The organism is Geomonas sp., from assembly GCF_056994735.1.
Window position 1 is genome coordinate 22,421 of record NZ_JBXKJL010000292.1, and the last position, 25,287, is coordinate 47,707.

Annotated in this window: 18 protein-coding genes; 2 read left to right on the plus strand and 16 right to left on the minus strand. The window is 56.9% G+C overall.

The window, feature by feature from the left end; genetic code table 11:
* Positions 1-23 precede the first annotated feature (23 nt).
* The 5 genes from prsK to AC11W3_RS12910 form a co-directional block, all read right to left on the minus strand.
* Complete coding sequence (gene prsK, locus AC11W3_RS12890; RefSeq protein ID WP_484093124.1) at positions 24-2,087, minus strand: XrtA/PEP-CTERM system histidine kinase PrsK; 2,064 nt, start codon at positions 2,085-2,087, stop codon at positions 24-26.
* A 48-nt stretch (positions 2,088-2,135) separates the two neighbouring features.
* The gene (locus AC11W3_RS12895; RefSeq protein ID WP_484090567.1) at positions 2,136-3,422 is read right to left on the minus strand and encodes a nucleotide sugar dehydrogenase; all 1,287 of its coding nucleotides are present in this window, start codon (positions 3,420-3,422) and stop codon (positions 2,136-2,138) included.
* Between the two features lie 119 nt (positions 3,423-3,541).
* The gene (locus AC11W3_RS12900) at positions 3,542-4,174 is read right to left on the minus strand and encodes an exosortase C-terminal domain/associated protein EpsI (protein ID WP_484090566.1); all 633 of its coding nucleotides are present in this window, start codon (positions 4,172-4,174) and stop codon (positions 3,542-3,544) included.
* Positions 4,171-5,016, minus strand: coding sequence for an exosortase A (gene xrtA / locus AC11W3_RS12905; RefSeq protein ID WP_484090565.1), 846 nt, complete (start codon positions 5,014-5,016; stop codon positions 4,171-4,173). The genes AC11W3_RS12900 and xrtA overlap by 4 nt, the downstream gene beginning before the upstream one ends.
* Before the next feature lie 217 nt (positions 5,017-5,233).
* The gene (locus AC11W3_RS12910; protein ID WP_484093125.1) at positions 5,234-6,337 is read right to left on the minus strand and encodes a glycosyltransferase family 4 protein; all 1,104 of its coding nucleotides are present in this window, start codon (positions 6,335-6,337) and stop codon (positions 5,234-5,236) included.
* A 400-nt stretch (positions 6,338-6,737) separates the two neighbouring features.
* Between AC11W3_RS12910 and AC11W3_RS12915 the strand changes: the two genes are divergently transcribed.
* Positions 6,738-7,532 carry a Crp/Fnr family transcriptional regulator gene (locus AC11W3_RS12915; RefSeq protein WP_484090563.1) on the plus strand — a complete coding sequence of 265 codons (795 nt, stop codon included), beginning with the start codon at positions 6,738-6,740 and terminating at the stop codon, positions 7,530-7,532.
* Positions 7,533-7,807: 275 nt separating this feature from the next.
* A complete protein-coding gene (locus AC11W3_RS12920; RefSeq protein ID WP_484090562.1) occupies positions 7,808-8,521 on the plus strand; it encodes a choice-of-anchor C family protein in 714 nt (237 codons plus the stop codon).
* A gap of 103 nt (positions 8,522-8,624) precedes the next feature.
* On the opposite strand, the gene AC11W3_RS12925 is transcribed toward AC11W3_RS12920, so the two are convergent.
* From AC11W3_RS12925 to AC11W3_RS12975, 11 genes are all read right to left on the minus strand, one after another.
* Positions 8,625-11,546 carry an Ig-like domain-containing protein gene (locus AC11W3_RS12925; RefSeq protein ID WP_484090561.1) on the minus strand — a complete coding sequence of 974 codons (2,922 nt, stop codon included), beginning with the start codon at positions 11,544-11,546 and terminating at the stop codon, positions 8,625-8,627.
* 580 nt (positions 11,547-12,126) lie between these two features.
* Positions 12,127-13,884 carry a fibronectin type III domain-containing protein gene (locus tag AC11W3_RS12930; RefSeq protein ID WP_484090560.1) on the minus strand — a complete coding sequence of 586 codons (1,758 nt, stop codon included), beginning with the start codon at positions 13,882-13,884 and terminating at the stop codon, positions 12,127-12,129.
* Between the two features lie 51 nt (positions 13,885-13,935).
* Positions 13,936-14,685, minus strand: a complete 750-nt coding sequence (locus AC11W3_RS12935) for a hypothetical protein (RefSeq protein ID WP_484090559.1) — start codon at positions 14,683-14,685, stop codon at positions 13,936-13,938.
* A complete protein-coding gene (locus tag AC11W3_RS12940) occupies positions 14,682-15,911 on the minus strand; it encodes an acyltransferase family protein (RefSeq protein ID WP_484093126.1) in 1,230 nt (409 codons plus the stop codon). The genes AC11W3_RS12935 and AC11W3_RS12940 overlap by 4 nt, the downstream gene beginning before the upstream one ends.
* A complete protein-coding gene (locus AC11W3_RS12945) occupies positions 15,890-16,900 on the minus strand; it encodes a polysaccharide deacetylase family protein (protein ID WP_484090557.1) in 1,011 nt (336 codons plus the stop codon). The genes AC11W3_RS12940 and AC11W3_RS12945 overlap by 22 nt, the downstream gene beginning before the upstream one ends.
* 99 nt (positions 16,901-16,999) lie before the next feature.
* Complete coding sequence (locus AC11W3_RS12950; protein ID WP_484090556.1) at positions 17,000-18,094, minus strand: glycosyltransferase; 1,095 nt, start codon at positions 18,092-18,094, stop codon at positions 17,000-17,002.
* A gap of 134 nt (positions 18,095-18,228) precedes the next feature.
* On the minus strand, positions 18,229-19,608 hold the full coding sequence (locus AC11W3_RS12955; protein WP_484090555.1) for a phenylacetate--CoA ligase family protein: 1,380 nt from the start codon (positions 19,606-19,608) through the stop codon (positions 18,229-18,231).
* A complete protein-coding gene (locus AC11W3_RS12960) occupies positions 19,598-20,740 on the minus strand; it encodes a glycosyltransferase (RefSeq protein WP_484090554.1) in 1,143 nt (380 codons plus the stop codon). Before AC11W3_RS12960 ends, AC11W3_RS12955 begins: the two co-directional genes overlap by 11 nt.
* Entirely contained in the window at positions 20,737-22,029 is a 1,293-nt protein-coding gene (locus tag AC11W3_RS12965; protein WP_484090553.1) for a glycosyltransferase family protein, read from the minus strand. Before AC11W3_RS12965 ends, AC11W3_RS12960 begins: the two co-directional genes overlap by 4 nt.
* The gene (gene asnB / locus AC11W3_RS12970; protein WP_484090552.1) at positions 22,026-23,909 is read right to left on the minus strand and encodes an asparagine synthase (glutamine-hydrolyzing); all 1,884 of its coding nucleotides are present in this window, start codon (positions 23,907-23,909) and stop codon (positions 22,026-22,028) included. The genes AC11W3_RS12965 and asnB overlap by 4 nt, the downstream gene beginning before the upstream one ends.
* Positions 23,910-24,183: 274 nt before the next feature.
* A complete protein-coding gene (locus AC11W3_RS12975; RefSeq protein WP_484090551.1) occupies positions 24,184-25,257 on the minus strand; it encodes a hypothetical protein in 1,074 nt (357 codons plus the stop codon).
* Between the last annotated feature and the right edge of the window lie 30 nt (positions 25,258-25,287).

The following is a 25,287-nucleotide window of genomic DNA, read 5'->3' on the forward strand; positions in this document are numbered from 1 at the left end:
TGACCCTTCACCCTTCACAGCTCTTAAGCCGCCTGATGGATGTCGGCGCTTCCTTCGGTACCGGTCGGCAACCACACGGTAAAGACCGTCCCATCCCCTTCCACGCTGGCGACCTCGAGCCGGCCGCCGTGGGCGGCCACGATCTGGCGGCACTGGTACATGCCGATCCCCAACCCCTTGAGCTTCGTGGTCCTAAACGGTGCGAAGAGCTCGCTTCTCACGAAGCGGGGGGACATCCCGCAACCCTTGTCGCTGACCCTGATGAAGGGAGCGCCGGCGAAGCCCACCTCCGCTGTTATGGGTGCCCCCTTCTTGGACGCCTCGATCCCGTTCACCAGCAGATTCAGAACCACCTTCTGGAGTTCGTCCTCGTCGACCTTGGCCGTTTCGCGACTCCCCTGCACGGTGATGGAGCCTCCCTGGACCATCCTCGCCGTCCGCTCCACCAGGGAGAATAGGTCTACCTGACGCATCTGGAAAAGCTCCTGTTCGCCAAGGTTCCGCAGCCGGCCGATCAGCCCGTGCATCTTCTGCGATGTGCTGCCGAGGCTGGCGAGCATGTCCCGCTGGAACTCGGGGTTATCCAGGTGCTCCTTGGCGTTGTCCACTATGAGCGCGATGGTGGCCGCGAGGTTCTTCAGGTCATGGGCCACGAAAGTCGCCAGGTTGCCGACCGCCTCCATCGCCTTCGCCTGGGTCAACTGCTCGGAAAGGCGCTGGTGCTGGATGCTGATGGAAGCCTGGCAGGCAATGGTCTTCATCAGGTCATAATCTTCATAGCGGTACTTTTCGTCCCTGACCACCTGCTCACCCAAGGCAATGAAGCCGGTCAAGAGGTCGGATTCAAAAAACGGAATGACGAAGGAGATATGGTGGAGGTCTATCAAGTTCCTGTTGCTGGCCAGGATCGCGGGATTGTCGTCCCTGCTGTAGAAGACCCACTTTTTCTCACGCAGGTAGGCGAGCAGCGGGTTGTCGTCGTTTATGGTGTCTTCCAGCCCCTCAAGCTCCTGTATCGCGGTGGCGCAGAACCACCCGCACCCCTCCTGGTGAAGAAAGACAGCGCCCCCTTTTACTCCGAAGATGTCGCAGTAGGCCGAGAGCACCCTCTTCAGCAGATCCTCCCCCGAGTCGAAAGTCGCCAGCCGCCGGGTAAGCCCCAGCCACTGTGCCCGGTAGTCGTACTTGCTCTGGTAGAAGTTCTTGTGAAAGAAGACGGTGAGTTCGCGCTTCAGGCGGCCGGAAAGAAGAAACAGCAGCAGGGCCATCCCCACGATGAAGGCCAGCGACAGGGTAAGGACGCGGGGGAATTGCGGCCCGAAGTACTTCATCCCCTCGCCGAAGACTCCGAGGATCAGTAGGTAACCCGTTACCACCGCAAGGACCCCGGAGCGAACCAGCACCCGCTGCGAAACCCTCACCCGTGCCATTCCACGACGGTGGGCCCGCGACCACGCCATCATCAGGGCGGCCACGATGAAGAGGAGCGACCGAAGCGGGACCAGGTCCATATTCAGGGTGCGCTGCAAAAGGGCATTGCTGTAGTAGAAGATCAGCACGGCCAGCATCGACCCAAGTGCCACCACATCGAGCTTCACGCGCCACAGAGCATCGGGAGAGGCGTTCACCAGGGTCGCTTCCAGGTTGGTCAGGGCCACCACCAGCAATACCAGGATTGCGACATAAAAGTAGTATCCGGCATCGGTGAGAAAAAGGATGCGCTCCGCCGGGAAATCAGGCGCGTAGAAGAGACCCTGTGGAGGGAGCACGGCCGGGACCAGGACCATGAGAGCGCTCATCCCCAGCAGGAGACGCACCCACCCCTTGAGCTCCTTCGAATTATCGACCCTGGCATAGGTGACACTCAGCAATAGCCACAGCACAGGGAGGAGCGCCTCGAGGTAAATCGAGCACTTCTTCCAGGGCATTTGCGGCGCAAGCCCGCTCACAGTGAGAAGATCGCACAGCTCAAGAAGCGCCGTCGCGGCGAAAGGCGCAGCCAGTATGAAACGGCCGTTTTGCTCCAGCTTGAAGATCCGCAGGACCGAAACCGACAGCACGATGACCGCTATGAGCGATATCGCCATATCCACCTCTGTTCATCCGGCCGCTCCCTTCCCGGCCGGGGCAGGCTGCTACAAGGTCCACATCCTGATTCCGGCGGCCGTCATCACCTGCCGGTCATACAACCTCTTCACGTCGATCAGTACCGGGTTATCCCCCATGAGCGCTGCGATCTCGGCACCTGTCATACGGCGGTATTCGGCATGGGCCACAGCCGCAATGACTGCCACGGCAGGACGCATGGCCGTACGCGGCACCAGCGTCACCCCGTACTCATGGGCGGCCTCCGCCGCGTCAGCAAGCGGGTCACAGACCTGCACCTCCATCCCGTAATCGCGAAGCTCATGAATGATGTCCACGACCTTCGAATTGCGCAGATCGGGGCAGTCCTCCTTGAAGGTGAGCCCCAGGACCGTGACCCTTGAGCCCAGCACCGGGTGCCCCGCCCTGATGATCTCCTTGACTGCGCGCTGGGCGATGAACTTCCCCATGCCGTCGTTGATGCGCCGCCCGGCCAGGATGACCTGCGGGATGTACCCCGACTTTTCGGCCCGGTGGGTAAGGTAGTAGGGGTCGACCCCGATGCAGTGCCCTCCGACCAGTCCCGGGGAGAACTTCAAGAAGTTCCATTTGCTTCCCGCTGCGGCCAGCACATCTCCCGTGTCGATGCCGAGGCGGTCGAAGATCAGGGCCAGTTCGTTCATGAGGGCGATGTTCAGGTCGCGCTGGGTGTTCTCGATCACCTTGGCCGCTTCGGCGACCTTGATGGAGGAGGCCCTATGGACCCCCGCCGTGACCACCGAGCCGTAGACCTCGGCCACGATGTCGAGCGTCTGGGCGTTTTGGCCGGAGACGACCTTCTTGATCTTAGTGAAGGTATGTTCCTTGTCGCCGGGGTTGATGCGTTCGGGGCTGTAACCGACTGTGAAATCGAGGCCCCCTTTCAGCCCGGAAACCTTCTCCAGGATGGGGAGGCACTCCTCCTCGGTGACGCCGGGGTAGACGGTCGATTCATAAACCACGATATCACCGGCCTTGAGGGCGGCGCCGACGGTCTCGCTGGCCCGGCACATGAGGTTCAGGTCCGGCTGATTCGCCTCGTCTATCGGCGTCGGGACCGCAACGATGTGGAAATCGGCGGTCTTCAGCACGTCGATGCTGTCGGTGAAATGGATATCCGCAGCCTTTAGGTCCTCGGCACTGACCTCATCGGTGCGATCATAGCCGTCGCGCAGCTCGGAGATCCTGGTTCTGTTGATGTCGAAGCCGATGGTCCTGCGCTTCTTGCCGAAGGCAACAGCAACAGGAAGTCCAACATACCCAAGGCCGACGACTGAAATGATGCGATCTGAGCTCATAAATATCCCCCACAGTGTAATCACTAGAATTTGGAGTGTCTCTTCCCGTTACCGAAACCAACTGCACCTTCAATGCTCTCATGCCCTGTTACCGCCAGCCCCCGCGTAGGGGCCTGCCCTCAACTCGGCAAAAACCCTCGAATGGCCGGGAGGAAATCGGATACGAATCGCTCCGCGACCGCCGTGGCCTTCTGCTCGTCACCTTGGAATGGAACGGAAATGCGGATGAAGGAGGCATCGCGGCGGCGGTACAAAACGGAGTTGCTGATTTCCGCCACCTTCAGCGAGTACTCCTCGGAAAGGCTCTTCCCTCTCACCTGGTACCAGTAGAGAAAGAGCTCCTTGCTGTCGCCCTTCTGGTAGACAGCCCTGACCAGGTTGAGCTTGTCCCCGGCCGCCGGCAGCTCCGCGCGGGAGCTTGAGATCTCCAGCCAGCCGCTTCCGGGAAGGCAGTGCTTTGGTGAATGGATCTCACCTGCGCCCTTGCCTCCGTCGTGGTAGCCGATGTAAAGCTGGACCGTCTCTCCCCGGTCGTTGACGTACTGCCGCAGCAGGACATCGGAGGCCTTGAGCACCGCCAGAACACTGTCCGAGAGCTGCGACTCCCCCGCCATGCGCCACTGGCTCACCACCGCCGGGAAGCGCTCAAAGGGAACTTTCATCGGCACGCCAAGATCCCGGTGCAGTTGAAGATAGAGGCCGGAGATCAGGATCAAGGCATACACCGCGATGAAGCGGCTTTTTCCGATCACGCTTCCCCCTTCTTGCGCTCGGTGAGCAAGGCGCCGAGGCCGACCAGAAGGACTATGGCCACGGCGAAGACCGCCATCCCGGCGAACTCGTGAAAGAAGCCTTCCGCGGCCCTGCTTCCCCAATACTGCGCCAGCAGCCCGGTACCAATTACCCTGACGGCGTTGGCGAAGATGGCGATGGGAATCGCGGCAGCGACCAGCAGCATCCTCCTTGCAGTCGTCACCTTGAGAAAGAAGGCGTAGGCGACGGCCAGGGACAGAAGTGAGATCAACGACCTGATGCCGCTGCAGGCGTCGGCGACCTCCAGCGTGGTCATCGGGAGCATGATGATGTTTCCTTCCCGCATGACCACCACCCCGACAAGCTTGAGGACGTAGATCGAGACGCGGGTCACGAAAAGTTTGAGCGGGAAGGCTATCGAGTCATAGACGATATACGGGAGCGGGACCATGAAGAGGAGATAGCCCAGCGGCAGCAGCATCTGGCGAAAGAGCCTCTTCCCGAAGAAGAAGAGTGTGAGCCCGCAGAGCGTGACCACGAGGGAACTCCTCATGGTGAAGAATTCGGCCCCGAGCCAGCCGATCACCAGTTGCAGCAGGCCTAGGATAAAGAGGACCAGCCCAGGCCACCACGGCTCGGTCGCGACCGCAAGGAGTTCGTCCCGCCTTTGATAGATGAAGTATCCAGCGATCAGCGGGACGATGAAGCCATGAGAGTAGTTGGCATCGTCGTACCACTGATGTGCCATGTCCGGAAGCACGCCGCGGTAAAGCACGGCCACGAGCAGCAGGGTGAGGAGGAACTGGATTCGATAAGCCTTTATGGTCTCTGCACAAGTCACTATTGGTCCGCCATCGACACATTAATTAAAGGTAAGAAAAAACAAATCCAATTAAATACTTATCATATTTTTATGTCAAGCATAAATTCACAAAAGTTAATAAATTTTCTTCAATTGGGTTTGATGAATTTAAGCAGGCCTACTCCCCTTGAAGACAAGGGTGGGAGTGAAGAAAATTAGTGGTTGTGCGGGTCTGACTGCGGCGGGGCAAGAAGCTTTAAAGACCAAGTGCTTCCAGGTATAGATCCTTCAGCTTCTTGTGAAAGATGGACTGGTCAAACTCCTCCCGCGCACGCTGATACCCCGCCTCAGCGATCGATTTCCTGAGACCCGGGTCCGTCAGGAGCATAAGTATGGCATCCGTGAAGCGCTCGGCATCGAGGTCCAGGGTGAAGCCGTATTCTTTGGAAGGGATGATCTCAGGTATCCCACCGACACGCGTCGCGACCACGGGAACCTTGGCGGCCATGGCTTCAACAAAGACCATTCCGAAGGGCTCGGAGCGTGTAGGGAGAAAGAAGACATCGAGAGTGGCAAGAAAATCTGCCACGTTGTCGAGCGGCCCAAGGAAAAGAACCTTCCCTCCGAGACCTTTGTCCTGCACCATCTGTCTCATTTCGGAAGCGAACCGCTCCTCCCCCAGCCCGTCAGGCCCGGCAACCAGGAATCGGGTATCCGGCATGGTTTTCAGCACCAGTTCCGCGGTCTCGATCAGCACATCGATCCCTTTCCTTTGGCAGACCTGCGCCAGCGCACCCACGACCGGGACATCATCCGCCAGCTTCAGGGGGGCACGAAGCGAGCTTCCGCCCGAGAAGCGGCCGACGGCTATCGGATTATAGAGGACCTCGACTCTGTCGTCGAAGGCACTCCCCTCGCAGCTGGCGGCGGCAAGGGCCTTCGAGACGAAGAGGAACTTCGTGCCAATCCTGCAGTTCAGGTTGGATTTGCACATCGTGACGGGGTTATGGATGTGGAAGAAGACCGGAATGCCGACGAGTTTAGCAGCCAGGGCCAATTCGGAATTCCATCCGAGCTCGTTCAGGTGTACCAGCGAGACCCTGTTTTTCAGCAAAAGCGAGGCGAGCCGGGAGAGATTTAGAAGGCTCTGGGGCAAAGAGTGCAGGGAGAGCTGTCCCGACCTCCCCCGCAAGACCCCGCACCCCCTCTTCCCCAGTTCCCGGCTCAGGTCCCCATCCCCCTGAGCCAGAAAATACGGGGCAAACGAAGCCCGGTCGAGCCCCTCAACAACCCCCATCAGCACCCGTGGGGAACCGGTGTGAATCTGTTGCGATGAATAGTGGTACAGGACGTTTTTCATCGGCCCAACACCCCATCTTATGTTTCCCACCAAAGAAGCAACGCGTACCGATGCAAGCCCCAACAGCTGTTCGTGCCGAGCCTGTCGAGGCACATATCCCAAGACTTGATACCGAGCTGCAAAAGTCGGCACTGGCGCGACATCGTCTTCATGACAGCTTCAAGGATAGCAGATGTCGAGGAAGTTGGCCGCCCGCAGCGGACACCTGTCCGGCATGGTTGAGTGCCAGGGCCGGACAAGTGTCGGAAACCTTTACATATCCACCCCACCCCCTTCACGGGCGAGGAAGGAAACGGCAGCATAGGCGGTTCTAGCAAGTGGCATCGAAGTTGCTCGCTTCGTTTTTGGCACTGACCTGGTCATTGAGCATTCGGCATTGGTATGCGGAGGAAGCTTGAATATGCATGAGAGAAGCGATGGTCGCCAAAGATTGACCGGGAGTGCGATAAGCAACATTCCCTTCTTCTCCATGCTGCTGCCGGAGGAAATCGAGCAAGTCGAGGTGCTGTTCAGAAAGAGAAGGTACGCAAAGGACGAGATAGTTCTCTTTGAGGAAGAGGTATCGAGCTACATGTATCTCGTGTACTCAGGGAAAGTCAGGGTCGTGAAGCAGAACGAGGAAGGACGCGAACAGATCATAACCATCCACAAGAAAAACGACTTCTTCGGCGAGATGTCGCTGCTCGACGGCAGGACCGCCCCCGCGACCATCATCGCCCACGAAGAAGCGACCATCGGGATCCTTTCTAAAGCGGACTTCGAAGAGCATCTCTTAAGGCACGACAACATCCGCCGCAAGATCATCGACCTCCTCTGTCATCGGCTGAGAGACTCCTGGTCAGTCATTAAGATCCTCAGTTTCGACGGCGCCGAGAACCGCGTCATGGCAGTACTGGAGCGTTTGCAGGACCTATGCGGGGTAAAGGACAACCGTGGCGTCATCATTACGGCGAGACTGACGCACCAGCAGATCGCCGACTATGCCTCGCTGACCCGCGAGACCGTGTCGAGGGTTTTGAAAAACCTGGAAAGAGAGGGATTGATAAGCGTCCTGGAGAATAAGTCGCTCCTGCTGAACGACGTCTTTGCGGCACGCCGCAAAGATGCTATCCAGGTAAAATTCAGGCCTTCACTGGACCATATTCTGCTTAAGACTGCACGAAGTGAAATGGGTGAAATCGATATTGAAGGTTAGACCATTGGCAATGTAGTCGCCTCAGGCTTTCACGGTGTCGAGAATCTTTACAAAAGACCAAAATGATCAAAAGAAGGAGCAAGAAGCAGATAACGTGATGAAATGGCGGAAGAGTGACAGTGCCAAAGGGTACCACCACGTCAGAAACAATGTCGGATCACCTTACAGTTGCCGCGGGCCCGGCCTATTAAAATAACAAAATAACAACATGTTACACTGGTGGCACCCTTAGTGCTAATCATGCCCAAGCAAGTCCACTTTTAAGGGGAGAAATCATGAGAAAAGCAATCATTGTGGCTTCTGCATGCTTTTTGCTATTGATGAGCATAAACGGGGCGCAGGCGAATCTGATAGCCAACGGCAGCTTTGAAGAAGGCCCCTACACAAGCAACGATCCCTTTGTCACGCTTTATTCGAATACCCCCTCCTCATCCACCATTCCCGGCTGGAAGTTGATGAGCTTCGACGACGGCACCGTAACCTCGATAGACTGGATCAACACTTATTGGAACGCAAGCGAAGGAACGAAAAGCCTGGATCTGGCGGGCTATTATAAACACGGCCTTATTTACAGCGACCCGTTTACGACAGAAATTGGAAAGACCTACCGCGTGCAGTTTGACATGGCAGGGAATCCGGATCAATCGTATTTGAAGTCGCTGCTTGCCTTCTCCAACAACGATCTCAACGTTAACACCTTTAAGTTTGACTTCGATCAAAGCGGACATACCAAGGATCAAAGCGGACACACCAACATGGGGTGGGTAAGTCAATATTACGATTTTATAGCCGATACCGACACAGCCCAACTCGTTTTCCTCGACGTTACTAATTACCCTAACGCCGTGGAGGCATGGGGCGCAGCACTTGACAACGTCAGTGTGGACCTCGCCCCCGTTCCCGAGCCGTCCACCTTTTTGCTTTTAGCTGCCGGGCTTGCCGGTGCCGGCATTTTCCGGCGAAAGATGCGGCGGCAAACTGGGGTATGAATCCCATCGCATGTTCAGGAATGAGAAAAAGGCAGCTCGATATGAGCTGCCTTTTTCTTTGGGGGCATCCTGGCCAGCAGGGCCGGAAGAAAATCGTACTCCATTAATAGAATCGATTGATGGTCTTCGATACCGAGTTGACGTTGTTGGCCGCGTCGTATGCTTTCACCACGATGGTGTGTTTTCCGAGAGTGAAATTCCAGCCGATGTTGAAGGAGCTGCTGGTCGTCGTGTATTTCAGCGAACCATCGATGTACAGTTCCATCTTAGAGACCGCGACGTCATCGGTAGCCGAGGAGCCAATACTCACGTTGTTGCCGGACACGTAGTTGGAGCTAGGGGCGAGGAAGGCAACCGTCGGTGCGGTGGTGTCGTTGAAGACATTCACTGTCACGTCAGAGGATTGCCCGATGTTGCCCGCCGCGTCATAGGCCTTCGCAGTGAGTGCGTAAGTGCCGTTTGCTAGAGCATAGGTGTTCCAGTTAAAGCTGTAAGGTGCGCTGGTCGATATCGTCTGAAGGGCGCCATTGACGTAGAACTCCACCTTGGTAACCGCCACGTTGTCGCTGGCGTTGGCCGATACCGCTACCGAACCGCTTCCCGTGCCGTTAGCGGTCGGGGAAGCGATGGAGACCGTCGGAGCGGTCGTATCGTTGAAGACGTTCACTGCCACGATGGCGGACTGGCCGACGTTGCCGGCTGCGTCGTATGCTTTTGCGCTCAGGGTGTGCTGACCATTGGCCAGATCCACAGTGTTCCAGTTGAAGATGTACGGAGTGGTATTGAAGGAGGCCGTCAACTCGCCGTCGATGTAGAGCTCGGCGCGGGTCACTCCGAAATCATCGCTCATGGTTGTCTTAACCGCCACGGTTCCGCCTATGGTTGTGCCTGCAGCCGGTGCCAAAAATCCGATGGTCGGAGGGGTAACATCGCGGTTGATGATCACCGGCAGATTGGAAGCTTGCCCAACATTCCCTGCCGCATCGTATGCTTTGGCTGAAAGAAGGTGGATTCCGTTGGAATACTTCGTGGTGTCCCAGATAAAGACATAGGGTGCCGCTGACTCACTGCCCTGCAGGATGCCGTTGATGTAGAACTCCACTTTAGTCACTGCCATGTTATCAGTAGCGGTGACATTCACGGTCGATATTGCGGTCACCGTCGAGTTGATGGCAGGTGCACTAAAAGATACCACTGGCGCATCTGTGTCGGTAACGTCAGACTTGCATTCGTAGGAGAAGCCGCTCTCACCTTTCAAGCTGTCGATCGCCGTGACCGCTATGTAGTAAGTCTGTCCGCTTTGCAGTCCGCTCAGGACGCTGGAGGTGACATTGCCGACCTCTTTGCCCGTTTCATACCCCGAAACATTATAGATGCCCGACGAGGTTCCCACGTAGACCTTGTAGCCGGCAATATTCGCATTAGCGGAGGCAGCGTTCCAGCTAACAGCGACACCAGCGCCAGCCGCAGTCGCTTTTACGTTGAAGGGAGGGACCGTGCTGCCCAGATATCCCCAGATGTAGTCGGTAAGCGGAGTAGCTGTGTTGACGGCCGCAAAGCCGCGATTACCACCAGGGCCGGAGGCCGTATATGCTTTCATCTTGGCTGCCCAGATGGCCTCGTTCGGGTAGGGCCACAGAGCGTTGGTGCTGACCTCATCCCACCCTCCGTCACCGTAAAATGATCCACTGTTGCCGATCTGGTACATGACGTTTGCTCCGACATCAGTTCCATCACTTCCGGCGCCGGTGAGGGTAGAAGCCTTTTCGATCCTGGGAAGGTACTTCAGGGCGTTTACCATGGGGTTGGCAGTCAGGGCATTGGTTAGGCTGGTACCGGTTGAACCTTTTATGTTTCCATAGGTATCTACATAAGAAGCTGTTCTGCCGTAGTAGAAACCGTATCTGCCATTGTTGGACGAGATGGAATTCTCCACATCGATAAAACTGGTTTTGTAATAGGGATTGCTGCTTACTCCGTCCACCGTGTTGGCGCCGATGGTGAGATGATTTGCCGAGATAGTTCCTATGGTGTTCGCTCCAGTCACTAATCCGCTTTTACCGTTGCCCCAAAGCACCGTATCTTCGATGGTGAAGGTCCCGATATTGTACTGCGGTTGATAGCCATTCAACCTGGCGTTGTTCAGAGCGATGGAACCGACGACCTTGTCATTCAGGGTGGAGGGACCGCTGCTGGGATAGTTGGCTGTTGCCGAAAATGCGCCGTAGTGCTCGCTTGCGCTGGTGTCCGTGCTATCTATAACCACACAGTTCTGACACACGTTGTCATGTCCATTATAGAACATGATGCCGCCGACCGGCCCTGTAGCCGCATCATCCTGACGCACCACGACTCGCCTGAAGACGGAATGATCTACACCGGGAGAAGAGCCGCCGAAGTAAACCCCATACCGACCTTTACCCCAGGCCCAGCAGTCTTCGAAAAGGATATAGCCAGAGTTGTTGCCCGCTATGTCCGCGATAGGAAGCTGCCTGGTATCGGTCGGGGACTGCCCATCCTCAAATCCACAGTTGGTAACCTTGCTGTAATGGCCCTTGATTGTAAAGACGCCAGCGTTGCCGCGCCTGAAATGAATGCCGTCTATATGCAGATAATCGGAAGGTACGGCTTGGTTCGCATTGCTGAAGGGGACGTCGGTGTAGTTGCCGTCTATGATTGCGCCGCCGATGTTCCTGGCCTTGATCGTGGTGAGGTGATCCCGGTCAATGCCTGCAGGTGGGAACGCCTTGGGGGCGACAGTCCCTATCATGTTCAGTGTGCCAGTATAGACGCCATCCTCGATGATGAGCGTATCGCCGCTGTGCAGCAAAATGATCCCGGCAGAAATGGTTTTCTTGGGAGACGTTTCGCTCCCGTTCCCGGCGTCGTTAACTGCTGAGGCATCGACATAGTAGGTCGCCGCAAGCAAACTGGTGGCGCAGATGGAGAGGAAAAGAGGTAACACGACCGCCGTTACGATAGTCCGCTTTAAAAGGATTCTTACATCTTTCGAATATCCACACATGACTTACCTCCGTTTGTTCCTGCCAATAATTTGTCCTCAGAAAGAGCTTGAACTTCATGAGAGCCAGGTATCTTTACAACTAAGGAAGAAATAAGTTTGTGAGGCACATCACGAAACGAGTTTTTTTCAATGCCTACAACCAACCCACTTCTACACGGTAGATGCCAGTCCGGGGCTGCAAATAAGCAGGCGGCTAAGCTGCTGAATTGAAAATGTTATCGCCACCAGCCGTACCAGGAAATGATTAACGTTTTCAAGTTGCGTTTGTTCACCTTGGTTGCAAGGACCTGATAGATGTGCAGTCGAAGGGCAGAAGAAGTAACTGGCTGGTCTGAGATGGGATCGATGGGTGGGAAACTGGTGATGAAGGGAGTAACGGCGCGCGGCCAGCGTGATGTAAAAGGGGACCCGTGGGCAGAAAAAGGAGTGGTTTAAAGGCGGTGAGAGCTCCGTCCGTAGTAAATCATCACGAACTTAGGTGAGTTTTGATCTGCAGGTGAAGGGTGGCGCTGGGAGAGTGTTTGCCGGAGTTGTCCCTGTCGGAGGCCAAGACGCATAACCCTGTGAGGAGATTGGCTGACTACCGCCGGGATGTGTCGGTAACTACCTCGTAAGAGTACCCGCTCTCCCCTTTCACTTTGTCGAGTGCGGTGACAGAGATAAAATAGGTCCGGCCGGCGGGGAGGTCGAGAACCTCCGAAGTGGCCTTTCCGACTCGGCGCCCCCCTTTATATCCTGCGAGGCGGTAGGTTCGCGAGGAGGTTCCGACATATATTTTGTAACCGCTGAGGTTGGCATTGGCGCGGGCGGCATCCCAACTCACTTCGACCCCCTTGCCGACCGCGACAGCTTTTACGTTGAAGGGAGGAACGGTGTTACCGATATACCCCCAAACGTAATCGGTAAGTGGGGTGGGAGTGTTTACCGCGGCGAATCCACGGTTGCCGCCCGGCCCGGAAGCCGTATATCCTTTCATCTTGGCCGCCCACATCGCCTCGTTGGGAAGCGGCCACAGAGGTTTGGCGGTGACCTCGTTCCAGCCAGCATCCCCGTAAAGCGCTCCAGTGGTGCCAATCTGGTAGAGGACATTTGCTCCGGCTCCCTTACTACCTGAAGAATTCTCGATTCGTGGCAGGTATTTCAGGGCGGGGAAAGGATCGGATGTCGATCCACTGGTTATCTTGGTGCCTAACGCTTCGCCTGACCGGTTGCCGTAACTGATAACACGGTTAGCTGTCCTGGCATAACGCAAACCGTATCTGCCGTTTTTGACAGCAAGGGTATCCTTAACGTCGATAAAACTCTTGGTATAAGTAGGGTTGCTGCTGATGCCGTCGACGGTATTTGCACCAATGGTAAGTTGATCTGCAGAGGTGATTCCTATCGTATTCGCTCCGGTCTCTATCCCGCTCTTACCGTTACCCCAAAGAACTGTGTCTTTAAGGGTAAAGGTCCCGATGTTGTACTGCGGCTGGTAACCGTTCAGCTTCGCATTGTTGAGTGCGATGGAACCTACAACCTGATGGTTCAGCGTAGTGGGACCTGTCAAAGGGTAGTTGGCTGTAGCCGCGAAAGCGCCGTAGTGTTCGCTGGTACTGGTGTCGGTGCAATCGATGATGATGCAGTTTTGACAGGCATTATCGTGCCCGTTGTAGAACATGATGCCGCTGACCGGCCCAGTCGCAGCGTCATCCTGACGTACCACCACACGTCTAAATATCGAATGGTCCACGCCGGGTGAGGATCCGCCAAAGTAAATCCCATAACGCCCCTTGCCCCAGGCCCAGCAGTCCTCGAAAAGGACGTAGGAGGATGCACTGCCGATGATGTCGGCGATGGGAAACTGCCTGTGGTCGGTTGGGGACTGTCCATCCTCGAAACCGCAGTTGGTGACCTTGTGGTACCTACCCTTGATCTGGAAGACACCTGCGTTGCCGCGTCGAAAATGGATGCCGTCGATAGCCAGATAAGCGGCTACGGGATTGGCTTGATTGGCATTGGTGAACGGGATATCGGAGTATTCGGCATCTATTATTGCTCCGCCGACACTGCGGGCTTTTATGACCGTGTAATGTTCAGCCGTCCCCGCTGGCGGAAAACGGCGCGGGGGTACTAGCCCTATCATGTTGGATGTACCGGTGTAGATCCCGTCCTCCAATATCAGGGTATCTCCCGAGGACATGAGAGCGATGCCGGAAGCGATGTACTTTTTGGGACTCTCCCGCGTCCCGGCCCCGCTGTCAGTCGGAGCAGAGGCATCGACATAAAATGTGGCTGAATGCGCAGGATGGATGCCGCACCAGCAGAGAAGCAAGCTGACCCAAAGGAGCAACTTCATACCTCATCTCCCTCAATGACAGGACCATGGCTCACGTTCTCTCCTTCAGGATCAGCCCTTCCCGGCAATGCTTTTCAACGCCATCACCATCTTCCCTTTCCAGGTGACGGGAAGGTCATAGTCGTACTCGGTGATCACGTTGCGTCCGAATTCCTCCTTGAACTTGTTGATCTGCAGTCGAGCCTGATCGCTTTGTCCGGAGTACCAGCCGCCGAAGTCATAAAAGTGAAAGCCGCTCTCTTTAAGGCAGGCCATGTCTTTCCAGTGAAGCCATCTGTTCGCACGTCCCACGAGACTTCTCTTTGCCGCTTCGTCTTCGATCCGGAAATGGGAAGCCGAATACAGGAGTCGTGCTGTTGTTCTCCCCAGGTAATAGACGTGCCAGACCAACATGCTGCCGTTTTTGGCAGCCATGGAAAATGATAACTTCCCGGCGCTCGACAGGCGCGTCAGGTACTCGCAGGAGAGCTCGTCCAACCCTTTCGCCGCAGCAAATCCATTGTAATACTTGCAGAATTCTTCGATCTCCTTGAGGTTCGGATGTCTCATCCATACAAAGTCTAGCTCATCACTAGTTTCTGCACGACGAATTTCGTACCTGGTGTTCTTTTTGAAACCGGCGGCGATATCGTCAAGATCGGGCCTCAGATCGATCTTTATCGTGGTCATGCTGGCATACTTTACCCCCTCCGGGGGGGCAGCACTCTGCCTATGCTTGACGATGTCCACTCCCGAGAGATCCTTACAGTCGTCGAACCACACATGTCCTATGTTATATAGTTTTCTGTTGAACACTATCATAACAAGCTCCTTGCTGTTTCAGGTTGCGGTCCTGTTTGTGGTTTGACAGAAACCTGTACGGTTTGGATGCCGGTCAGGGCTTTTCTTTTGCCATTAAAGAGATAGGAAAGCAGGTCCGATCTTGACACAATGAATAGATGGATGCATGCGCTCGCACTGAAGACGGTAATGATCATCAGAGGAAGGCCGAGTTGCGCCCCTATTCCCCAGCGGATGAAGAGCATTCCCAAGGCTATGACCAGAATATGATGAAAGAGGTAAATGGAGTAGGAGGCATTGGCAAAAAATGACATGACGGTGGAAGGCTTATTGGCGACCGCCATGAAGAAGGAGAAGCACAGGGAACAGGAAAGCCAGGTGGTCAAAAGGTTGGTGTACCTGTGGATCAGCAGGGCTGCTGTGGTGCCTTCATCAGAGGACAACGAACCAATCACTAGGGCAGCGGACAACGCTGCGGCAACCGCAAGAACGTTGCAGCCGGAAAAATTAGCAAGGAGCCGGGATCTCCACCCCAGACAGGCACCAAAGGCAAAGAACTGGAAATAGAAGAGAAGATCGAACAGCGAAAATAGCCCCAGCGGTGAGTCATAAAGCTGCGGCATCACCTTGCCGGCCGCAAGGAGCATCAAATATGACAGCGGCAACAGGAACAGAATCGACAATATATTCGCCTTGTCCAGACGGCCACCCAGAAAGGAGACGAAGCGTGCGGGAAGTTGCAACCACCCTTTCCAGAGACACATGATCAGGTAGAAAACCAGAAGGTAGGTCAAGAACCAAAGGTGCTCCACCCATTTCCCGTTCCCCACGAACTCCTTCCAATCGAGTGGGCGCCAACCGGTGAGATCGAGAAGATACGCCTGGAGGCAGTTGATGGTCGCGGCCGTCACCAATAAGGGCACGAGGATCCTTTCGCCACGCAGTTTTAAAAAACGGGCTACCCCGTACTTGTTCAAGGATCTGAGGCAAAAGAATCCGGAAACCATGAAGAAGGCAGGGATCCTGAAGGTGTGGATGACAGTTACAAGCCATGAGGAAAAGTGGCTCCCGACTGGACTGTGGATGATCCAGCCGCCGTGCGGATCGTACACCAATGCGGAGTGGAGTACGACGCCCAGTGTCATCAGGATACCTCTCATGGCGTCCATGAAGTAGTATCTGTGAGCGGAGTAAGGCATCTCACTGTCCTTTGAGCCGGCTTCGCTCATTTCCTGAAGCTCGCGCATTCGAGATTGTATGAGAAATCGACCATATTCTTAGGCACTGCCATTCGTTTGATTGCCAGAGGATCGTCTCCCCTGCGAACGGTGCCGTACGAAGTTGTGGTCGCCATCTTGTAGCCGGCCTGTTTTGTCCTGGCAATGGTCTGGTCAGTCCAGTGCGGGTTCAGGGTGGGATGTGGATATGAGAAGTGATGGCAACGGACACCCAGTTCGCGCTCCAGAATCTGTTTCGATTTGACGAGTTCCAACTGTTGCTGGTCATCATCTATGTGCGCTAGGTTAGGATGGGACATGGTGTGTGAACCGATGATGTGCCCATCCTTGTGCAGATTCCTGACCTGGTCCCAGTTCATCATCAAGTGAGGTGCGGAGGGCGACTCGACGTCGAAGTCATCCTCTATGACTTTTACGAGCTTCTGCTGCTCGTAATGGCTCAGAGCCGCGCAACGGTTGGCAACCACCCTGAATACCGCATGTTTTTCCTCCGGAGAGGCCATGCTTCTGTCCGTCCCCTGGTGCGGGTCGAACCACGACTTCTTGCGCGTCTTGACGAATGCGTGGCGAATTCTGCAAAACCAGGGGAGATCCCTCGTCACTATCGAATTCACAGTCACATAGAAGGTAGCCGGTATCGCATAGCGTTTAAGTACCGGACCGGCAACCTCAAGATTATCGGCAAATCCGTCATCAAATGTTACCGCTACAGCGTTCTTCGGGAACGGATTCTTCTCTTCCAGCGCCAGCAACATGTGATCCAGGCTTATCGGAGTAAACCGCCTGGCGATATGCTCCATCTGTCTGCTGAATACCGACAGTGAATGGACTATGCTGGTGTTGATCAGCGCCTGATTTTTTTCGGGACTTTCCTGAACGGAGTGATAACGAAGTACTGTTACAGATGGCTCTGACATATGCCTTGCCAGCCTTAGCACACGGCTCTTTATGATGCAACCTTTCACGGCACGCTTGAACCTCAAAGTAATGTCAGTCATTTCCCCCTCACTTTCGATACATGTAACGGTAAAAGCGGATTCGGGATGTGTTGCCCCATCTAAGGCAACTTCCAAGACCTGTAGAAGGTTCCCCCGGCATTAGCACTCTTTTTTGACAGCAACTTTGTGAAAAACGTCTATCACCTCGTCGGCTACTTCGCCCCACTCTTGAAGCGACGAGGTTTGCGAAATCGACTTCTGGTCCCAGGTGAGACTCATGACGCGGTCCAGTGCTTCAGCCAGTGACTGCGCGTCTGAGCGAGGTACTGTGACGCCGCAATCACCGGTGACGAAGTGAGGGACGGAGCCGACCCTCGACGAAACGACCGGTGTGCCACAGGCAAGAGCTTCGATGACCACGTTGGGACATCCTTCCCAAAGAGATGGCAGACAGAAAACGTCGGCGGCATTGTACCAGGTGGCCAAATCGTTATGAGGTATGGAGCCGACGAAGCGGACCTTGTCAGCTAGACTGTTCTCCTTCACATACCCGTTCAAGGTGCCGTAAAGAGGCCCGTCACCTATCAAGGCCAGCTTCGCGTCTTCCCTCTTGAGCAAGCTCATCGACTCCATGAGGTATTCCAAGCCCTTCTCGCTGGAAAGCCTGCTGATGGCGAGGATGTATCGGCAGTTTTCACTCAAGCCGCACCGGCTCCTAGCCTGCACCTTGTCCATCGGCTTGAACTTGATTTTATCGACGCCGTTGTGTATCACCGTTACCTTTTCAGGATGCACGCCGTATTCCCTGATCATCTTTTCCTTGAGATCCTCGCTCACCGAAATGACGTGATCGAAGAGTTTCATCTTCTCAACAATCATCTTCCGTATAGGGCCGTCCTGGTAGTAGTGGAGCGCCTCGTTGCCCCGTACGGTGACAACCACCTTCCTACCGAACCTTTGCCCCCACTCCAAAGCCGCCAGCCCGTCAGGATAGACCCAGTGCACGTCCAGGAGTTCGGCGCCGTTTTCTTGCAGGAGCTCCGCTACGAAGCTTCTCAAGGAGCGTTCATAAAAGCGGGCGTCCATGAACTTGAAATATTTGGGGATCATGAAATAGCGGGGATGCAGAACCTTCATCTCGCCGGAGTGATCATGCGCTCTTATCCGTTGGTAGCCCGCATATTTAGCGGTCTTCTCCAGGAAAGGAAACGAGGGGACCGGTGCGACCATGGTCAGATCGATTCTTTTTGCCACACGCAGCAGTCTTTCTTTTACAAAGATGCCCAAGTGTGGTCGCACCACGTTCGGAAACATGTGGCATATGGAGATTACTTTCATAATACCTTTTCTCCGGGGCCTCCATTTTCAGGTGCAGGCGCGATGGACAGTTAACCCCGGTCGTTGAAGTATCCGTTGGCGACGTTGGAAATGGTGAACCTGAACTTTCCCGACGCCTCGACCAGTGATGAGGTGCAATACTCAACAGCAACGGCGACATCGGCCCCAAGGCACAGCCTGATCTTGTCGAGGATGGGGCCCAGCGAGGCGGGGACGAAGCCGCTGCCGGGGACGATTTTGAGAAAGAGGCGGTCGCGGGTTTCCTGCACCAGCTGGAATTGCTCGATGCCTTCCACTCCGTAAAAGAGGTGAGTGAAGTATTCGCCGTGCACGAGGCCACCCTTGGCATCTACGAAGAAGTCGCTGACCCGGCCAGTGACGTCCGAAATGGTGGGGAGGCCGCGGCCGCAGCTGCAGGGGTGGAGACTCCTGGCGCCGACGTCACCCATCTGGTAACGGATGAAGGGCATTCCGTAGTTCCAAAGATCGGTGACGATGATTTCACCCAGCTCGCCAGGCGAGGTAGCCACGCCCCCCTTCTCGATTTCCAGGTACACGCTGTCGGCGTTGACATGCAGCCCTTCTTGCTGCAGGCACTCGCTTGCAACCAGTCCCACTTCCCTAGATCCGTAGCGGTTCAGCACCTTGCAGCGGAAGGCGGACTCGATGTCGCCACGTTTTCCCTCGGTCAGCGTCTCAGCCGAACAGATCATCCCTTTGAGGCGCAGGCCGCTTATGTCCAGGTTGTTGCCGCTGATGACCTTGGCGAAAAGGGAAGCCACGTTGGCGTAGGCGAGAATCATGGTCGGTTGGATGGTACCGAGTGCGGTCAGGTAGTTATGCACCTTCTCTTCAGAGATGTCGAAGGCGTTGAAGCCGTAAATGCGGTGCACGTACCTTTCCACCAGCTGATACTTCCTGGAGATCTGGCTGTCGAACTCTCTTTGTGCCCCCCACAGCTTGACGCATTTCTCCCCCAAGTCCCACCCGCACCATCTGTCATGCCGGATCTGGTCCGCCCGGCTGTCCAGAAAGCGGCCCCTGTCTTTGTAAAAGTTGGTCGGTTTCCCGGTCGACCCTCCCGAAGCGTCGAGGACCAGCTCTTCCTTGCGGAAGTTGGAGGCTACCAGCCGGTGCAGGTTCTTCTGCAACTCCGCCTTGGTGAGATAGGGGATGACGCCAAGTTCACTGAAATCGCGGAACCTAGCGGGATCGAAGCCGACAGAGTCGAACCTTTCCCGGTAGAAGGGGACATTGCGGTAGCAGTGCTCCAGCAGTTTCTTCAGGGCCTCGAACTGCCTCTCGCGGATGGCATCCGGGCTCAGATACTGGCTTTTCTCCAGGCACGACAGCCTTTCCAGGGTCCGGTTCCCTGTCTTTCGCAGATATAAGGGCAGCAATATGTGTTTGGCGATCTTTTCATAGACCATATGATCTCCCTGCCTTGCCTGTCGCTTCCAGGTATACGGCCTGATAGACGTCGATCATCTTGCTGATGTCGTATCCCTGCTCGGCAAGCTCTCTGGAGCGAGCGCCGAGCCGCCGGCGCAGCTCGCGGTCCGCTATCAGGGGCATGAGCGCCTCCTCCAGCGCCCGGCTGTCGCCGGACGGCACCAGGAATCCGTTCTCCCCCCCCTTTATCAGCTTGCCGCTGTCCCCTACCTCGGTGGCGACGACCGGCTTTGCGCAGGCCATGGCTTCCAGGATGGTGTTGGACATCCCTTCGCTAAAGGAGGTGGAGAGGAAGATGTCGAGTGCGCACATCATCTTATGGGGCTTGTCGGTTTTGCCCGTGAAGTGCACCCTTTCCGCTATCCCCAGCTCTCTGGCCAGGGTCTGCAGGCTTTCCATCCGGGAGCCGTCCCCTACCAGCACGCAGTGCAGCTCAGGGTGATCTCCCGAGAGCCGGCAAAAGACGTGCAGCAGCATCTCGTAGTTCTTCACCAACTCCAGCCGCCCCACGCTCCCTATCACGCAGGCGGAGGGGGGAATGCCTACTTCCCTTCTGATTGCGTCGACCTCTCCCCCGCCGGCCGGAGAAAATTTCCGCAGGTCGACCCCGTTGGGAATCGAGACCACCCTCGGTCGCAGCCCCCGTAAGATCTTCTTTACCTCGTCTTCCAGCGAGTGCGACACCACCACATACCGGTCGACCAGAAGCGAGAGCAAGCGGTAAGCCGCCCTTCTTCTCATGTTGTCGAGGTGAAAGGTACCGTGCTCGCCATTGATCAGCCAAGGCACCCTGGCCAGGACCGAGGCGATGGACGCGTAAAGGAGAGTCAACCATCCGTGGGTGTGCACGACGTCCACCTTGCACGCCCTGAAAACCCTCGCCAGCTTGAAGAAGAGCGAAAGGCTGAAGCCCCCGCGCCAGTGGAGGACTTCCACCTCGACTCCGTTGTCCCGAATCCTCGCAGTGAGGCTCCCGGGGTGCGACAGGCAGCACACGAACAAGGTGAAGCGCTCCTTGTCGATGAGGTTCGCTATGTTCACCACTCCGTTTTCCATGCCTCCCACATCCAGACTTTCCACCACGTGCATGACGCGACAGGTCTCGCTCATTGTCCCACCACCTTGTCGAAGACCGCAGCGAGCTCTCCGGCCAAAGCCTTGCGGGAAAAGTGCGAGACGTCGTTGCCGGGGGTCATCCTGATGTTCCCTATCTCCGCCACGATCTGCCGTAATGCGCGGCGGATGCCATCAAGGTCCTCGGCAGGAACGACGGAGAGCTTGTTGTAGTTGGTCGCTAACAGATCCCTCGTCTCGCCCTCGGGCACCAGCGCGAGGATCTGTTTCCCTGAGGCCATGTACTCGAAGGCCTTGCCGGTGATGATCTTCCCCGCCCCCGGCAGGTCGCTCAGGGTGAGGAGCAGCACGTCGGCGTTCCAGATTTCACCCATGAGCTCCGTGTGCGGCAGGTAGCCGTGCCTCTGCACCACTCCTGCCACCCCCTCGTCCTCGAGGTGTGGAAGCTCGGCGTCCACCACCCTGCCGAATATCCTCACGCTCAGGACTTCCCGCATGGCCGTGTCATTCGCCATGAGTTGCCGCAATGCCGCCAGGAAACTGGCCAGAGAGGTTGCCTTCCAGACCGTCCCCGCGTAGACGATCTTGATCTTTCCCCGGTCCGAGGGGGCGAGGTGCTTTGGCCTGGGAGCAAAGTCGTCCTCGTCGAAGCCGTTAGTCACCACGAATCCCTTGCCGGTGGCGGCACCGGCATAGTTTGCGGAGATGGCAGACACGTAACTTCGGTTGGCGGCGGTGAAGGCCGCGCACCTTGAGACGGCGTAGCGCTCCATCAGGGAGTCGAGCCTACTGGCCATGCCGTGCTTGGTCGAATTCTCCCAGTGCTCCCGCGAAAAGGACCATTCATCGCGGTAGTCCAGCACTACCGGGACCCGCATCATCCTCCCCAGGAAAACCACCGGCAAGAAGGAGGAAAAAGGCGGGGCGCTTACGAAGATGATCTTGGGGCGGTGCGACATCATCACCCGCACCAGCCCGATGACGAGTCCCGGCCACCAGAGGACCTGCAGGTCGGGGAGCAGGAAGTTGGCCGCCACCCGTTTCACCGCCTGCTTCACCCGGGACACGAAGGTCGCCCCAGAGGAATCGAACTCCCGCTTTCGAGCGTAGGAGGGCTCGAAGCTGCGGGCGCCGTGCACCGCCACGCCGGGCGGGATGTCGCGCAGCAGGCCGTGATCGAAGACCGGGACGGAAGGATTGGCGACTGTGAGCACCACCGGTTCCCAGCCATACCGGCGTAGGTACTTCACGAACTTGACGGGCCTCTGCACCCCCGCGCCCCCTACCGGAGGAAAGTTGTAAGAGACGATCACCACTTTTTTCATGGCGAGACTCCGCCCTGGTGCGCCCCGGCTAGGAAGGTCTCCTTCCAGACGTCCAGCACCAGCAGCGACATGATCAGCTTGCCGTTTTCCTCCGCGCCGCTTTGATGCCTGCTTAGCAAGCGTTGCACGGATCGGGGATTCAAAAACGACAGCAGATCCGACTTCGCTATCCTGTCGCTGATGGCGGGAAAGAGCCCGGCCCCGAACCACTCGTCGATAGGGACCGGGAAACCCATCTTCTTCCTGTCCACGATCTCGTCCGGCACCCGTTGCCGGGCGAGATTCTTCAGGATGCGTTTCCCGCAGCCGTTTTGCAGCTTCAGAGACGAGGGTAGCGACATGGCAAATTCGACCAGACGGTAGTCCAGAAAGGGGACCCTGAGCTCCACAGAGGCCGCCATGGTCATCTTGTCCGCCTTCAGGAGGAGGTCGTCGACCAGCCAGGTCTTGGTGTCGACGTAGAGCATCTTGTTGACGCTGTCGGGCATGTGCTTTACACGGTCGAAATGGTAGCTGAAAGTCTCCTCCAAGTACCTCCCCTTTCCGGCTAGCAACTCGGGGGCGTACAGCTTCTTCTTAACGCTCTCCGTGAGGTAGCTCGAGGTTCCCTGGTAGCTCTTCTGCAGGGGGGTCGAGAGCCAGTCGAGGTACTTCAGATGCTTGAGCTTGCAATAGGGGTGGGCGATGCGGGCCAGAGCCTGTGGCAGCGCCCTTGGCAGCAGCCCTTGCGCCCGCTCGATCTGCGCCATCAGGTGGTAGAGGTAATAGCCGGCAAAGAGCTCGTCGCTCCCTTCACCGGAGAGAAGGACCGTGGCGGTTTCTCTGGCAAGGCGGGAGATGTGGTAAAGGGCAATGGCGGCGGGCTCCACCACGGGCTCCTCGCAGAAGCCGACCATGGTGGCCAGCGACGAGAAGAAATCCTCCGGCCGCAACTTGAACATGCGGTGCCGGGTGCCTAACCTGCCGGCAACCAGCTCCGCGTAGCCGGCCTCGCTGAGCCCGGAGTCGTATCCGACGGTGTAGGTGTTGACCGAGGCTTCGCTCAGCCCGCTCACCAGGGAGACAACCAGGCTCGAATCGAGCCCGCCGCTCAGGAAGACGCCGACAGGCACGTCGCTGATGAGCCTCTTGCTGACGCTGTCGAGCAGGAGCGCCTCCAGGCGCTGCAGGCTTTCGGCGGCTCCCCATTCGGAAGCCTCCACCGAGGCGAAATCCCAGTACTCCTTCTCCACCAGCCCGCCGTCCCTCAGAGTCAGGAAATGGCCGGGCCTCAGCTTACAGATCCCCTTGAACATGGTCTGGGGCGCGGGGACGTAGCCGACGCTCAGGTAGGCGTCGATAACTTCCGGATTGAGTTCGGCTCGCACCAGCCCCGTGGCCAGCAGCGGCTTGACCTCCGAAGAAAATAACAGCACCTTTCCGTCAAAGTAGTAGTACAGAGGCTTCACGCCCAGCCTGTCACGCACCAGCCACAGGGTGGAACTGCGCGAGTCCCAAATGGCAAAGGCGAACATGCCGTTGAACCTGTGCAGGCAGTCGAAGCCCCACTCCTCGTATGCGTGGATGATGACCTCGGTATCGCTGCGGCTCTTGAAGGCGTGTCCCCTTTCGATCAGCTCCGCGCGGATCTGCGGGAAGTTGTAGATCTCCCCGTTGTAGACCAGCGCGATGGAGCCGCTTTGGTTGAACATCGGCTGATGACCGGACGGAGAGAGGTCTATGATGCTAAGGCGCCGGTGCCCAAGCCCCACGTTGCCGCCGGCCCAATAACCGCCGTCATCTGGGCCGCGGTGCGCCATCAGGTCGGTCGATTCAGCCACCATCCGTTCGTCGACCCGGCGTGAAGCATCGCAGTAGGCAATTCCGAAAATCCCGCACATTGTGAAACCTCTCTTGAAGAGCCGTCAGCACCTGACGGCAGGCTCTCTTCTCCGGCGACGGCCCCTGCAACGACCCGAACGGCCTTTAGCATGGCCGCTAGGCAGCGGGCCATGGCTGCGGCGTCCGCTTCGCCAACTCCAGCATGGCCGTACTCACTTTAGCTTGTCGAGGGATGTGCCATTCCCTCCCCTACCCGTACAACCGATTCTGTCTTCTGTCCTGCCCGCACTTAAAGGTAGCGGCCATAATTAGCGGAACACCGGGGCAGCCAGATCACCTCTTGAAGGGATGGGGGATCAGGTAATCCCTGTACTGATGAGGATCTCCGGTCTTGCCGTCCTCGGCTGCCTTCACTATATTGTAGGCCTCGCGGGAGGTCACGTAGTGCAGCAGGTACTCGCTGCCGTCGTTGTACCTTTCTTCCAGGTAGCCGAGCATCCGGTCCGTTTCCTGGTCCAGCACGTGACTGTGGTCCTGCCCGCCGTGGCAGAAGACCTTGACGAAGATCCACTCCGGACGTCCCTTGACGTGGATGCCGGCCTGGATCCAGGCGTCGATGCGCCTGGAGTCACAGTGGGTGCGACTAGCGCCGATCTCTCCGTTCTCTATGGTCGGGTGCCACTTGAAGCGCCAGTCCCTCCAGTTCACCGTCAGGGGGCCGGGGAAGATCATGAACTCCTTTTCCGTCTCCCGGATACCCACCTCCGCCCTGCGGCCGCTGAAGTATCCCGGCTTGCCCCTTTTGAAGTCCGCATAATAGATGGAGTTGATGAGGTTCGGCTGCGCCTCGCAGTGCAGCGCGGGAAAGGTGAAGTCCCCGTAGCAACCGGCGCTCTTGAGGAGTTCGATCTCGTTGTCGATGCCACAGAGGCTGTCCCCGCGGGAGTTGTTCAAGGACCAGTTGCCGTGGATGAAAGCGAAGCACCCCTCCGTCCCCGGGGCTATGGGACGCATGAATCCGAACTTCTGGAAGACGGCAAGTCCCGAGCATAGCTTGGCCAGGAAGGTCTCTTGGGTATCATGACCGTGATGCCAGTGCAGTTCGACCTCCCCCAACCCGGCGGTCACCAACTCTCTCAGGGAGTCAAGCTCCTCCTCGCGCATGAGGTCGAGCGCATAGAACCAGGTGTGCTTGGGAGACTCGCCGTCGGCATCCCGATGCCGCCCTGCCAGATCCGGGTACCTCGACATCCATTGCGACAGCCGGGGCTCCTTCCCGGCCAGCTCGAAGTGGTCCACGAACTGGAAGATGACGTGCCGCGCCCCCCCCTCCCTCTTTCTGAACGGCCTGCAGAGTTCCTCCTTGAGGTAGGTCCCGGCCCAGTTTTGCAGATACAGCTTTCTCATCTATTGATGCCTCTTTAATTCCGCTGCCGA